We start from the raw sequence: 13,920 nt of genomic DNA, 5'->3' as shown, positions 1-13,920 counted from the left end.
TTCGGAAATCAGGTTTTTGAAGCCGAGCGAGACTCCCCCGGCTCATAGCAATTCGGTTGTCGCCACGACGCTCCGCCGGCGTTTGCCGGTCAGACACAAACAGCGCAGCAAGGTTTCAGGAGTTCGCGCGACATGAAGAATCGCATCGATGACCCGGCCGTCCTTGAGCGGGAATGGGACGTCATCGTTATCGGCACCGGCATGGGAGGCGCGACCTTGGGTTACGCCTTGGCAAAGGCCGGCAAGTCTGTGCTTTTCTGCGAACGGGGACGCTATCATCCCGGAGCGCAGGATGTGATAGCCGGAAATTGGCTGGAAACGTTCACCATGGATCAGGCGGGTGGCGCAACAGCATCCCGGTATGCGCGATCCGGCCGATTTGAAGGGCCGGTCCTCGATCAGCAGGACGACGGCACCGAACGGCCTATCTATCCCGTCACGGGGATGGGCGCGGGCGGCACGAGCGCCCTTTTCGGGATGGTGCTCGAACGCTTCTTTCCTGAAGATTTCGTTCCCGGCCTCTACTTCCGAAAGTCCAAGGGCGCGAATGTGCCCGAGGCCTGGCCGATCACCTACGAAGAACTTGCGCCCTATTATACTGCCGCCGAAGCTCGTTACGGTGTCCATGCGGGCCGCGACCCCTGCGTCCGAAGGGCGAGAATAGGGGTGTACGCCCGCCGCTGCCTCTCACGGTTATCAATAGGGAGATGAAAGCCACCTACGAGGCCAGTGGAATGCATCCATACGAAGTCTCGGTGGCATGCAAATACCTTCCTGGATGCCAGGAATGTATCGGGTATATCTGTCCTCGCTCCTGCAAGATGGATAGCATGACGGCATGTCTGCGGCCTGCGATCGAACAGCACGGCGCGTGGATTCTCAGCGGGTGCCGGGTGGAGCGGCTCGATGCCAAGGGGGCGCGGGTGGATTCCGTCGTTGCGCATTGGCGCGGGGAAGAGAGACGGTTGAGGGCAAAAACGGTGGTGCTGGCCGCGGGCGCCCTTCACTCGCCCACCATTCTGTTGCGGTCGGGCGGCATCAAAGGCCTCGCCAACGGCTCGGATCAGGTCGGACGCAATCTGATGCGCCATTTTATCGACTATTACGCAATCTATCCGCGCGCGAAACGTGTGAAAGGTGAACCGAACAAGCAACTTGCATTCAACGACTTCTACCTGCGCGGCGGCATTAAGCTTGGCGCTGTCCAGGACAACGGGCCGGCGCCCCCGCCCAGGAATGTCGCTCTCATGCTCCAGGAAAGGCTAGGGAAGATCGGGTCCAGGCTTTTTCCTCTTATCCGGCCTTTCGTCGAATATGGCGTCCCGCGGGCGTTGACCGAAGCGCATCTCCTGATCTCGTATATGGAAGACCCTCCCTATGCCGAGAACCGTATCGGCCTTACGCCTGACAAATCCCAGATCACGATACGCTATAAGATTTCGCCAGTCGAGCAGGAGCATTTGGATGCCTACCGACGCGACCTGATGAAGGTTCTTGGCGGCGGCAAGATACGTACGATGTTTCGCGCGCATGAAAACAAGATGCTTGGTCATAGCTGCGGAACCTGTCGGTTCGGCGACCGCCCAGCCACCAGTGTGCTCGACCGCAACAACCGCGCCCACGAGGTCGAAAATTTGTACGTCGTTGACGGGTCGTTCATGCCAACAAGCGGCGGGACCAATCCCTCCCTCACCATCGCCAGCAACGCGTTGCGGGTCGCAGATCATCTGCGGGCGATATGACTGGAAAACGGCAGAGAGTATCGGCACTGCAGGAGCTCAAGACGGAACCGTCTTCAAGGCTGACGCAGACCGCCCTCGTCACTGCTTGCGATGTCGATCTTAGTTTTACGCCCAGGTACGGTGGTCCGTCTATCTGCTCTCAACTTGGCGATCCCAAACCCAGCAAAAAAAGGCAGCGGAGCTAGCCATGTCAGCAGACCCAAAAACCATGAACGGCGCCGAAAGCCTGGTCCACACCCTCGTGGCCAGCGGTGTCGATACCTGTTTTTCGAATCCGGGGACCAGCGAAATGCATTTCGTCGCTGCACTGGATCAGATTCCCGGAGTCCGGTGTGTACTCAGCCTGTTTGAAGGCGTCGCCACCGGCGCTGCCGACGGCTATGCGCGCATGACCGACAAGCCCGCCGCCGTCTTGCTTCATTGCGGGCCGGGCTTGGCAAACGGCATGGCCAATCTGCATAATGCACGGCGTGGCGGTGTCCCCATCGTCAACATCGTCGGCGACCAGGCGAGCTATCATCGCGTCAACGATCCTCTCCTGACAGCCGACACGGAAGTGTGGGCGGGAGGCGTGTCCAAGTGGGTGCGGACGTCGATGGACGCCAGCGAGGTGGGTAGGGATGCCGCGGCGGCTGTTCAAGCCTCGGTCGAAGGGCGGCCGGGGGTCGCCACTCTGATCCTCCCGTCGGATGTAAGCTGGAATCCTGGCGGCGTGGTTCATCGGCCGCTCGCTGTTTCGCCGACGACCAAGGTCGACCCGCATGCAATCGACGGCGCCGTACGCCTGCTTCGCTCTGGCGCTCCGACCGTGTTGCTGCTGGCCGGCATGGCGCTGCGTTCCGTCTCTCTTTCGGTTGCGGCGAAGATCGCCGAAGCGACGGGCGCATGGCTCGTTGCCCCGAACGCGAATGCGCGAATCGAGCGCGGTGCCGGCCGTCACGCCGTCACGCGCATGCCTTATCCGCTCGACCAGGCTATTGCCACGCTCAGCGGAACGGCCAATGTCATCCTGGTCGGCGCAAAATCGCCCGTGGCCTTCTTCGCCTATCCCGGCATGCCGTCCACTCCGCTGCCGTCGGGCGCCAAGGTCCACGTGCTTGCGCGTCCGGAGCAGGACGCGGTGGACGCCCTTCTTCAGCTTTGTAACGCAGTCGGCGCGGGCTCGGCGCGTCCTTTGCCCACGGCGCGCGATACGCGCGGCCGTCCGAGCGGAGCGATAAACTCGGCTTCGATTGCCCAGACCCTCAGCGCGCTTCTCCCGGAGGACGCTATCGTCGTGGATGAGGCGATTACCGTCGGCCGCCAGTTCTTCGCGGAAACCGTCGGCGCCGCGCCGCACGACTGGCTTCAGCTCACCGGTGGCGCAATCGGCGACGGAATCCCGATGGCGACAGGCGCATCGATCGGCGCACCGCAGCGGCGAGTGGTCAACATGCAGGCCGACGGCTCGGCGCTCTACACGTTACAGGGTCTGTGGACGCAGGCGCGGGAGCACTGCCCTGTCACCACGGTCATATTGTCCAATCGCCGCTATGCCATTCTCCTCGGCGAGTTTGCCAATGTCGGCGCCAAGCCTGGCCAGGTGGCAACCGAGATGATGAGCTTGAACAATCCGCCGATCGATTGGGTCGGACTGGGAAACTCCTTCGGCGTCGAGTCGGCCCGTGCCGAAACTCTAGAGCAGTTCGGGGATCTCCTCGTGGCGTCGTTCGCGAAGTCGGGACCTTTCTTGATCGAGCTAATGGTCGAGTAATCAAGTCACGCTGCGCGGTGTTAAGTCGGACTTTTCCCCTAGCAATTTCTCTAGCTGGGAAACCAGATTGATCATAGCAGGTCCGATTTTCTCTCGGGCAGAGCGTTCATCGATAATTTCGGCAATTCCCCCGCAAGTGAAAGCTAATGGCGGTGAGCCGTCACGAGCCCTGAAGGGAATACCGACTGCCCTCACATAACTCTGCCATGTACCAAAAGCAGTAATATAGCGATATTCTTGATACTCGTTTAGAGCGCGATCTAGGGTCCGTTCTAAAGCGTACCGATCGTCCTGGTGCGCCCACCCGAACCGCTCCTTGATCTCGGCCCTCTCGTCATTGGTTAGGCCGACCAGATACGCGAGCCCCATGCCACTCTTCCAAAGCGGCAACCGAGACCCGATGTTAAGGCGCAAGGTCACGAGGCTTTCCGACCGACAGTTCGAGAGATAGACCATTTCAGCTTGGTCACGCCCCCCCAGGGCGACAGCGGCTCCCGTATCGTCGGCTATCTTCTGCATAAGCGGTCGTGACAGCTGGACAATCGGATTCGAACTGAGGGCTGAGTACCCGAGGGCTACTGCTGCGGATCCAAGACTATAACGACCAAGCGTGTCGCTGTAGACCAGATATCCCAGACCAGCGAGCGTGTAGGTCAGTCGGGATACAGTCGCCTTTGGGAGTCCAGTGCGCTGAATCAACTCGAGGTTTCCCAGGGAACTGTCGCCAGGGCCGAAAGCGCGCAATATCTGTAGACCGCGTTCAAGCGACGTTGAGAAGCCACGCTGTTCGGCGGGTTCAGTATCGTCGATAGGAAACTGGCCTTTCTCTCTCTTTCGCAAGCGCGCTCCCCATTTTTGAGCCGCGTCGGACGGCACGGGCCATCAGTATAGCTTAAGCCAACGAGTCTCAACCATCCAAGACAGAACATACAGGGGGTTGGTCGAACGACTTAACGGTAAGGATCTCGCGTACGTACCTCTCAGCCCAAGGGCACGCATCGAACCACCCGGGTAAGACTCTGCGCGATCAAACAAAGGTGCCGTTTCGCTTCGTAACATCAGGATTGGAGGTCGAGGTAGCAAGCTGACTTGTTCGGAATCACTTCTGGAAGGAACGAGCGCAGATATGATACGGCGGCGCGCGCGGACTCTTCAGCATAGTGTGGTGTGACCGCATCGTGCAAAGCGTACGACATCGAGTGTATCCCGTCGACAAGTGCAATGGCGGTCGCGATTTTGCCAGTCAAGTCCTCGACCTCGGGCATGCGAAAAAAGTGGTTCATAGCCCGCACGCGTGCCGCGGCGACGCTGAAAACGCCGGTGACACCATCTCGCCTTAATTCGCGCGAGAAATAAGGGCCGAGTAGCAGCCGCATCACCCCAGGGTTGTTGTTACAGTATTCGGCCGATGCCCAAACGCGGTCCGATATGTATGACTGCCAACTGCCTGGATGACCGCCAACAGTCGTCTCTGAGAGACGCTCGAAATCCTGCAGGTATCGACTCGCGAGGAGGAAGAATGCTGCCTCGCGATTAGGCAAAAAGTGGTATACAGAACTCAGTGGGACTTTGGCCCTTTCAGCAATATGCTGAAGACTAATTTCCTCCAATTCCCGCTCTGCAACCAGATGTGCAGTCGCCGCAATTAGCAGCTCCAAGCGTGCCTTGCCACGTTCGCGCATGACCTTCGGCCTGTCAGAAGCCAAACTATCATTTCCGTGTTCGCTCGACACAAGGTTCCCGTTGTCGTCGTCCTTCATTTTGCATGCCTTTCCACCAACTTATACCGGACCTTATCCTTGCGCTACCGCATCACGGTTCGTGACTCAACTAACTTGCGGAAGCAGCAGGAAGGATTGAGGCTGTGCTAGAGAAACTGCCAGCCCGCCGACAGTACCGCGTGCAAATTCCTTGCCCAACGCCTTGTCGATCTCCGCCTAAAAGTCGAATAAATTCGGATATCAGTCAACACTACCCGGAAATCGCGAGCCAGATTGATGCAGGCACCTTACGTTACCATTCCTACCGGACGCTGCATAGCCCTCTTGCATAGGGCTCCGAAAGCCTCGCCAGAAATGCCATCCACATTAGGCAAGAAAGTCGAATAAATTCGGGTTTGTCTCTTTACTATGACATTGAGAGCCGCTAAAAGGTGATCGTTAGATACTCGCGCCCTGGCCGACCGGAGCCGTGGGTGATTTAGCAGTCTCTATCTACCGTTGGGTGATTTGCTGGATGAAAACCCCGCTGAAAAAGGAGTGGAATATAATTCTGCCTTAGTAGTGTCCGTGAGTTTTCCGACGGCGCCTCAAGGATCCGTCAATCTATTTGGGAGGTTCGAATGAAGCGTCAAATACATCTAGTCGGATACTGCTGCATCACGCCGACTTGGCATCACAATGGCGCTTGGCGGCACCCTGAAAGCGACGCCGTTCGCCCGCTTGATCCTGCGCGCTACGAAAACATCGCCCAGATACTGGAGCGTGGGAAGTTCGACGGCATGTTCGTGGTCGACCTGATGATGTTGCACGACACATACGGCGGTAGCTTCGAGGCGAACCTGAAGCAGCCAGGGCAAACGTGGATGTTGGAGCCCATGCAGGTCTTGTCTGCTGTCGCGCGCGTGACGTCTCGGTTGGGGCTGGCTGCGACGATGTCGACTTCCCTTTATCCTCCCTTTCATATTGCCAGGGCTTTCGCGACACTGGACCATATCAGCGGCGGGCGTGCCGGCTGGAACTGCGTAACGTCGACTAACGATCGCGAAATCCAGAACTTCGGCGGCGAGAGGCTCATGGAGAAGAGTCTCCGCTATGACTATGCCGACGAGGTTGTAGAGGCCTGCAAGGCCCTCTGGAACACTTGGGACGAGGGTGCTCTGATCGTCGACCAGAAAACCGGCATCTTCGCCGATCCGTCCAAGGTCCACTACGCAAACTACCAAGGCAAATATGTAAAAACCCGTGGACCGCTGACAACGCCGCGTTCGCCCCAAGGCTCACCGGTGATCATGCAGGCCGGCGCTTCCGATCGAGGCCGTGAGTTCGCCGCGCGCTGGGCCGAGGTGATCTTCACGCTGCATTCCGACACGCCCCACATGAAGAAATTCTACGACGACGTAAAGGGCAGGGTGGTCGCTGCCGGACGTGACCCCGGTCATTGCGCGATCCTTCCTTCCGTCGACGTGGTGATCGGCGAAACCGATTCGATAGCACAAGAAAAGGCGGACTATCTCAATTCGCTGGTAAGCACCGAGCTCGGCGTTGCAGAGGTTTCTAACGCCATTGGCGTTGATCTCTCCAAGTATCCTTTGGACAAACCGTTGGAGGATATGGAGATCACTCAGGGCGCCCGAGGCATGATGGACATCATTTTGCAGGGTTCGGAAAGCCGCACGCTTCGCGATGTCGGTTATATCTGGGGAGTAAGGCAAATGGCCCCACAGCTTATCGGCTCGCCAAGCACGATTGCCGATTCACTTCAGGAGATGTTTGAGGCAGAAGCCTGTGACGGTTTCATTATCTGTCCTTCGCTCACGCCTACGTCTTACTCCCAGTTCGTTGACATGGTCGTTCCCGAACTTCAGCGGCGTGGCATCTATCGTCAGGATTACCAGGGCCAGACTTTCCGCGAACATCTTCGCGAAACCATGTGAGGACCGTTATGCAAATGCTCCCGCACGAATCTGAATTCCAGGAAAACGCGTCAATGGAATGGATTTCCATATCACAGATCGATGGAGGCAGCCTGCGATCGGTTTTCGCCTGTTTTCCCTCAGGCGTGGTCGCCCTGTGCGCCATGATCGACGGCGTCCCGATCGGGATGGCCATCAGCTCCTTTACTTCGGTGTCGCTGGAGCCGCCACTTGTTTCAATCTGCATCCAGAAGAATTCGTCCACCTGGCAGAAATTGCAAAGCTGCGATTGGACAGGTCTGTCAATTCTGGGCGATTCTCAGAGCGAGGTCTGTCGTCAGCTTGCTCAGAAAGAAGGGGATCGCTTCGCCAACGTCGCTTGGACCAGCTCCGCTCGGGGAGCCGTCTTCATCGATGGGGCGATTGCCTGCCTGGAATGTAGATTCTACAAGACTGTTGACGCTGGCGATCACATCCTGGCCCTGTTGGAGCTCGCTGCCCATTCGGTGCCCGTGCCTGCACAGCCGCTGATCTTCCACGATCGGCGTTTTCGCCAGCTGGCCGCATCATGACGTCTCATGTCGTAGATCCCAGGATGACATGTGGGGAGCTGCCCGACGTAGCGCTTGACCGCCTGTTTCGTAAAGCGCGAAGTCAAAATGGGTGGCTAGATGAGCCTGTTTCGGACGCGAAGTTGCGCCAACTCTACGATCTCCTAAAAATGGGGCCGACCTCTGGCAATTGCTGCCCCGCGCGCTTCGTCTTCGTGCGCACCGCCGAGGGCAAGGAGAAGCTGCGTCCGGCGCTGTCTTCCGGCAATTTGTCGAAGACCATGGCGGCACCCGTCACTGTGATCGTGGCTTATGATTCAGCCTTTTACGACAAGCTCCAGGATCTGTTCCCGCATAGGGATGCCAGACCATGGTTCACGTCGAGTCCGGCGATGGCCCAGGAAACCGCGTTTCGCAATGGCACGCTACAGGGCGCGTATTTGATCATGGCTGCCAGGGCCTTGGGCCTGGACGCAGGACCGATGTCAGGATTTAAGCCGGACATCCTGGATAAGGCCTTCTTCTCGGGTACGACCTGGCAATCAAATTTTCTCGTGAACCTGGGGCATGGCGATCCGTCGATGGTGTTTGCGCGTTTGCCCCGCCTTCCATTCGAGGACGCTTGCCTGTTCGCATGAATGTTCAAAATCAAAATTAAATTTCATTTAGTTGACATCCGACCTGATAAAGGTATGTTAGGAAGCGCTAAGGTCGTGCAAAAACTGTAACCAAATAAGACCGGCGACTAGCCGGCTTTGACAAACCAATGGAAAATGGGAGCTTTCAAAATGAGCGATAATACTGTTAACGGGTGGTCGCGCCGGCAGCTGCTAAAGACAACGGTGGCAGGGTCGGCCGCAATTATGCTTTCAAGACTGGCAGCGCCAGCTATAGCGAAGGCTCAGCCTAGCGAGCTATTGGTGACATGCGGCGGCGGGGACTGGCTTGAGCTGCTGAAGAAGGCCTGGTTCAATGACTATGCGAAGGCAGGCATTCCCATTAGCCCTCAGCCTTACAAGGGTCTGGCCGAGCTGAAAGCCATGGTTGAGGCTAAGTCGTGGGGGCAGGCCGACGTCATTCTGGGGTCGGCCGGCGATGCAGCTATGGCCCAGGCCCTAGGGCTGTCGGAACCCATTGACTACAGCGTTGTCGACAAGTCCTCGCTCCTCCCGGACACATACGACGACAACTATATCATCGTCGATGTGGCGGCATCCGTTCTTGCTTGGAACACGGATGCCTTCCCGGCTGCCAAGGAGCCTAAGAGCTGGACGGAGTTCTTCAATCCGGCCCTGAAGTCGCCTCGTGGCCTGTTTAAAGGCTCGAATCAGACGCTCGAGATCGCCACGCTCAGCCGTGGCATTGCAATCAAGGATCTCTACCCGTTTGACATTACAAAAGCCTTGGACGTTCTGCAGAATGTGCGCGACTCCATCTCTTGGTATGAGGGCGGAGCGCAGTCGCAGCAGATGATCACGAGCCGCGAAGTCGATGTGGCGATGCTTTGGATCAATCGCGCCGACACCCTGGTGCAGGATAAGCGGCCAGTGAACTACACCCCGACGAATACTGTTTTGGACGGGGATGCGATCATCATTCCGAAAGGGCATCCAAACAAGGATGCAGCCATGAAGTTCGCCGCCTACATGGCCAGTCCAGAACCGCAAGCGCGTCTGACCAACCTGGTTGCGCTTGGCCCATCCAACACAAAGGCCGTTCCCCTTTGTGATCCGGCGCGTCTCGCCAGGACAGCGATGGACCCGAAATATGCCTCGACCAATCGCTTCCAGGACTTCAAATGGCTGGCGGCCAACGCCGACAAATTGAATGGCGAATGGAATAAGTGGCTCCTCGGCTGAGTATCCCTCTCGCGAACCTGGGTCGTCGATCAGATAATAGTCGACGACTCTCCTTTGGTGCCAGATACTCGGGCCGTAGATGTCGCAAAGAAGCAAGAGCTACGCATGGATTTTCGCACGTGACCCGTACCAAGGCCTGGACGCCCGAGAGGGCTCTTCAGTTCATGATCGTCCCGCCGGCGCTTCTGCTGGTGCCGACGTTCGTATTGCCATTGGCTGTGGTTTTGACGCGTAGCGTGAACGGGACGTCGCTGGACTTCAGCCAATTTCAAGACATCCTTACAAACGCGACATACCTCAAAGTTCTCTACATCACCTTCAAGACTGCTTTAATCTCGACCTTAACAGCGTTGTTGATCGGCTTCCCAATCGCCCACGTTATATCCCGCGCGCCGCCATTCCTTGCAAATTTGCTCTTCGCCTGTGTGATGGTGCCGCTCTGGACCAGCGTGGTCACGCGAACCTATGCATGGCTTGCGATACTTGGCCGCGGTGGAATTATCAACTCTGCCTTGATGGATCTCGGCATGGTCCACCAGCCGCTAACGCTGATACACAATCAGATTTCAGTGCAGATCGGTATGGTTCAGGTCATGATGCCAATGATGATCCTGCCTCTGGTCAGCGTGATGCGGCAGGTCGATCTGACCAAACTTATGGCGGCGGAGATTATGGGGGCTAATCCGATCCGCGCGTTCTTCAACACATACATCCCAATGTGTTTGCCAGGGATCGTCTCAGGTTCAGTCCTGGTCTTTATTACCGCACTGGGCTTCTACGTCACCCCGGCGCTTCTGGGAGGCGACCAGAACACGATGATCGCGGTGCTGATCGAGCAGCAAGTCACCAAGACGCTTAACTGGCCGCTTGCATCGGCCTTGGCGACAGTGCTCCTAGCCATTGTCGTAGCCACACTTTGGCTGTTTTCCCTCTTTGCCAAGTGGCGCGGCATCAAGATCGGTGTGTCGTGATGTGGCCCATGTTCAATCGGGCGATGAAAGGCTTGGCTGTCACGGTTACCGTGATCAGCATGGTCTACATGCTGACGCCCATCCTTGTGATCGTTCCCGTCTCCTTCAGCAGTGATCGATACATAAGTTTCCCGGTTCCTGGCTACTCAACACAATGGTACGAGAAGATGTTCGGCAGCGACGGATACAGGCTTGCCATCTGGAACACCCTAGTGACCGGCATCTCCGTAGCTGCAATTGCGGCAGTTTTCGGCACATTGGCCGCACTCGCCATCGTTCGCGGCAAGATCCGCTTCGGCGCTGTTTTGACTGGTCTGGCCGTTGCGCCGCTTATTATGCCGCAAATCATTGTAGCGATCGGTGCCTACCCTGTCGTGGCGGCCGCCGGGCTCGTAGGCACGAAGCTCGGGGTGATCCTGGTCCATTCGGCCATCGCGCTGCCGCTCGTCTTCATTACGGTGTCGACGTCGCTTCGCAGCTATTCGGCCAATATGGAACTGGCCGCCATGACGCTTGGCGCCAATGACTGGAAGACCTTCATCCACGTCACTTGGCCAATGATACGACTGGGCACGATCGTCGGTGCGATCTTCGCTTTTGCCTCGTCCTTTGACGAAATTATCATCGCGCTTTTCCTGACGGACGCTTCCTCTGTGACGCTTCCAGTGTACATGTGGAATGAATTGCGTTTCCAAATGGAGCCGACGATCGCCGCCGCCTCCACTGCCGCCATTGTCGTCTCGCTGAGCCTTCTGTCCGCAGTGGCTCTTTTGCAGCGATCAAGCGCCATGAAATTCCCTAAGTAAATCAGGACCGCCGGTCGATGGGTTTCGAATTTTCTCAGGTACAGACCGCAGGCCCAGTTGCCTCGAAGTCAACGATAGGAAAACGTATCGACTATCGAGGTATAACGAAGGCCTATGGCAAGCACGTAGCGCTGCATCCAACCGACCTTACGATCGAAGCCGGGGAGTTCTTCGCAATAATCGGCCCGAGCGGGTCGGGAAAGACAACACTTTTGGGCTTGACCGCCGGATTTGTTCCAGCATCGGCCGGAGATATCCTTATAGATGGTCATTCGATCGGCGGCGTGCCGCCGTTCAGGCGCAATATCGGAATGGTATTCCAGAACTATTCGCTTTTTCTACACAAGACGGTTGCACAGAATATTGCGTTTCCGCTGAAGATGCGTGGAATGGCTTCGGCTGAAATCGAGTCCCGGGTTGCCGATGCATTGGCACAGGTGCGGCTTACCGACTATGCCGGGCGCCTGCCAACTGCCCTTTCGGGCGGCCAGCAGCAGCGCGTGGCCTTTGCGCGGGCCGCGATCTACAATCCGGCGCTTCTGATTATGGACGAGCCTCTGAGCGCGCTGGACAAGAACCTGCGTGAGGGCCTGCAATTCGAGATAAAGCAGCTGCATGCGAAATTTGGCTCGACGGTGCTCTACGTTACGCACGACCAGGGCGAAGCTGCAGCAATGGCAAACCGCATCGCGATCATGAATGCGGGCGAGATAGTCCAGATCGGCTCTGCGAAGGAACTCTACAGCCGACCCCGAAACCGATTTGTTGCGGCATTCCTCGGTAGCGCTAATATTTTCCCAGTCCAAACCTTGGATCGACGGGGAACTGGCGCGGTGGCGCACTGCGAGAATGGACTGACCCTGAATGGGATGCTCTCCAGCGCGGTAGGCGATAAGGCATGTGTCTGTGTGAGACCGGAAGCAATTACCATCACGGCTGTGCGGATTGACAGAGACAACGCGCTGGAAGGCGAGGTCATTGACGCGACCTTCTCGAATGGCATCCAGCGGCACTGGGTCCGACTCAAGATGGGCACGATCGTGGAACAGCAGCAGCACATGAACCGCGACAGTTATGCCGCCCGCGTGGGCGAGACGGTCTACATTGAGTGGAACGCACATGACAGTTTGATAATCAACCGGGAGTAGCCCTGGGCGAGAAACCGCCTACCTTGCCGCTGGGGAACTTCATGCCGGCGCCAGCGGACCAATCAGGTCTGTGGCTGCCTCGATGCTCAGGACGCGACGTTTACCCTCGGTTCCCGCAATAAAACGGCGATCAGGTGAGATCGATCGGCTGGTCAACGCCATTGCCAAAGGCCATGGCGACCCAGCCGTCCTGGGACCGCCATCAACAACGTTGAATGAAGAGCGTAAAGGCATTTTGGCCGAGTTGGATCAGGTGCCCGCAGCGACCCGAGTGATCGCGCTGCACCCTGCGGTGTTGGCACGCTACGAGGAACAGCTGAATCAACTTCAAACGGGCCTCGCCAAGGGCATTGCAACTGGCGACTCCGAATGTGCAGAGGCGATGCGTGTCAATGACCACGGAATTGGGACCCTGTTTTTTCGCGCAAAACGCATTCCATGAAAAATCACAAGCTGGCTATCCAACCGAGCCATTGCTCGTCGTGCTCGGTCCGCGGTTCAATACCGGGCAGGATGGCGACGTCGCTTCACGGTTCAGGGAGTTGGAAAGCTGGGTACGCGACTATTTTGATGTCGGCGACGCAGCCTGGCGTTGGTGCAACGAGGACTACGACACGCCGGATCGGATCGCCTATGCCGGCGAGCCCGACGCCAGGAAAGCCCCCGGGTTCTACATCGCCACCGGCTTCAATGCCTGGGGTATCAGCAACGGCACGGCCGCCGGAATGCTGATCTGCGATCTGATTGTGGAGCGACGCAGCCGCTGGAAAGCCCTCTACGATCCCGCACGCTCTTCTCCTGATGATTTCCATCGCGATGGCGACAGCCAGTCTCGTCGCGTCAATCGATGAAATCGCGCCCGGACATGGCGGCGTGATCGAGAAGAATGGTGAAAAGATCGCCGTCTGCCGCGACGCTCAAGGCGGATTGCATGTGCTGTCGGCGAAATGCACCCACAAGGGTTGCACCGTGACCTGGAACAATGCCGACCAAACCTGGGACTGCCCCTGTCATGGCTCGCTATTCTTGGCGGACGGTTCGATCGTCCACGGTCCCGCCAAGAATCCGCTGCATCATCGGGTCGCGACGGCATGATCGCGCGAGGCGTCTTTGCAACTTGCAAATGGCAGGCAACAGGGTGCACTGTCTGTATTATGCCCCGGCAGCGCTATCTCAACCATCGACTGGAATGCCCCTACTGCCTCACTATCAGGCTGAGGATTCCAGCCGACGCCGGACCGGAAACCCGGATCGTTTGCGACGATTGCGGCCAATTTCTAGGCCTATGGGACGATCTGCTTGCCGACTTCGAGAGGCAGGGCGGTACTATTGGTGTGTACCGGCTCGACAAGGGCCGCATCAAACGGATTGATTAAGCGGTCGAAGTAGGTCAGCGCGACGGCTCCGAGGCCTCCAACTGTTGGGATCAGAAGCGAGCGGCGAGCCCGTGAAACAT

Annotated in this window: 13 protein-coding genes and 1 pseudogene; 12 read left to right on the top strand and 2 right to left on the bottom strand. The window is 57.7% G+C overall.

Annotation, left to right across the window (positions count from 1 at the left end):
• Positions 1–132: 132 nt before the first annotated feature.
• The 3 genes from AC0L2H_RS03305 (at position 133) to AC0L2H_RS03295 (ending at position 3,495) form a co-directional block, all read left to right on the top strand.
• A complete protein-coding gene (locus AC0L2H_RS03305) occupies positions 133–711 on the top strand; it encodes an FAD-binding protein (protein ID WP_473588837.1) in 579 nt (192 codons plus the stop codon).
• Positions 708–1,742 carry a GMC oxidoreductase gene (locus AC0L2H_RS03300; RefSeq protein ID WP_473588836.1) on the top strand — a complete coding sequence of 345 codons (1,035 nt, stop codon included), beginning with the start codon at positions 708–710 and terminating at the stop codon, positions 1,740–1,742. Before AC0L2H_RS03305 ends, AC0L2H_RS03300 begins: the two co-directional genes overlap by 4 nt.
• Positions 1,743–1,950: 208 nt before the next feature.
• The gene (locus AC0L2H_RS03295; protein ID WP_473588835.1) at positions 1,951–3,495 is read left to right on the top strand and encodes an acetolactate synthase large subunit; all 1,545 of its coding nucleotides are present in this window, start codon (positions 1,951–1,953) and stop codon (positions 3,493–3,495) included.
• Here AC0L2H_RS03295 and AC0L2H_RS03290 read toward each other — a convergent pair whose 3' ends face one another.
• Both AC0L2H_RS03290 and AC0L2H_RS03285 read right to left on the bottom strand, forming a co-directional pair.
• Complete coding sequence (locus tag AC0L2H_RS03290) at positions 3,496–4,335, bottom strand: IclR family transcriptional regulator (RefSeq protein ID WP_473588834.1); 840 nt, start codon at positions 4,333–4,335, stop codon at positions 3,496–3,498. It abuts the gene before it with no gap.
• 218 nt (positions 4,336–4,553) lie between these two features.
• A complete protein-coding gene (locus AC0L2H_RS03285; RefSeq protein WP_473588833.1) occupies positions 4,554–5,255 on the bottom strand; it encodes a TetR/AcrR family transcriptional regulator in 702 nt (233 codons plus the stop codon).
• 581 nt (positions 5,256–5,836) lie between these two features.
• On the opposite strand from AC0L2H_RS03285, the gene AC0L2H_RS03280 reads away from it, so the two are divergent.
• The 9 genes and pseudogenes from AC0L2H_RS03280 to AC0L2H_RS03240 form a co-directional block, all read left to right on the top strand.
• Complete coding sequence (locus tag AC0L2H_RS03280; RefSeq protein WP_473588832.1) at positions 5,837–7,150, top strand: LLM class flavin-dependent oxidoreductase; 1,314 nt, start codon at positions 5,837–5,839, stop codon at positions 7,148–7,150.
• A gap of 53 nt (positions 7,151–7,203) precedes the next feature.
• Positions 7,204–7,701 carry a flavin reductase family protein gene (locus tag AC0L2H_RS03275; RefSeq protein ID WP_473588831.1) on the top strand — a complete coding sequence of 166 codons (498 nt, stop codon included), beginning with the start codon at positions 7,204–7,206 and terminating at the stop codon, positions 7,699–7,701.
• Between the two features lie 23 nt (positions 7,702–7,724).
• A complete protein-coding gene (locus AC0L2H_RS03270) occupies positions 7,725–8,318 on the top strand; it encodes a malonic semialdehyde reductase (protein WP_473588885.1) in 594 nt (197 codons plus the stop codon).
• Positions 8,319–8,468: 150 nt separating this feature from the next.
• A complete protein-coding gene (locus tag AC0L2H_RS03265; protein ID WP_473588830.1) occupies positions 8,469–9,539 on the top strand; it encodes an extracellular solute-binding protein in 1,071 nt (356 codons plus the stop codon).
• A 119-nt stretch (positions 9,540–9,658) separates the two neighbouring features.
• The gene (locus AC0L2H_RS03260; RefSeq protein WP_473588829.1) at positions 9,659–10,510 is read left to right on the top strand and encodes an ABC transporter permease; all 852 of its coding nucleotides are present in this window, start codon (positions 9,659–9,661) and stop codon (positions 10,508–10,510) included.
• Positions 10,511–10,518: 8 nt separating this feature from the next.
• Positions 10,519–11,316 carry an ABC transporter permease gene (locus AC0L2H_RS03255; RefSeq protein ID WP_473588828.1) on the top strand — a complete coding sequence of 266 codons (798 nt, stop codon included), beginning with the start codon at positions 10,519–10,521 and terminating at the stop codon, positions 11,314–11,316.
• Between the two features lie 17 nt (positions 11,317–11,333).
• Complete coding sequence (locus AC0L2H_RS03250; protein WP_473588827.1) at positions 11,334–12,464, top strand: ABC transporter ATP-binding protein; 1,131 nt, start codon at positions 11,334–11,336, stop codon at positions 12,462–12,464.
• Between the two features lie 82 nt (positions 12,465–12,546).
• Positions 12,547–12,906 (top strand): hypothetical protein, encoded by a 360-nt coding sequence (locus tag AC0L2H_RS03245; RefSeq protein WP_473588826.1) that lies wholly within the window; start codon positions 12,547–12,549, stop codon positions 12,904–12,906.
• A 28-nt stretch (positions 12,907–12,934) separates the two neighbouring features.
• Positions 12,935–13,559: pseudogene (locus AC0L2H_RS03240) on the top strand (FAD-dependent oxidoreductase); the annotation flags it as partial.
• Between the last annotated feature and the right edge of the window lie 361 nt (positions 13,560–13,920).

It is taken from the genome of Mesorhizobium sp. WSM4871 (assembly GCF_055811295.1).
The sequence above is the reverse complement of the archived record's forward strand: the minus strand, read 5'-3'. Positions and strand labels throughout refer to the sequence as shown.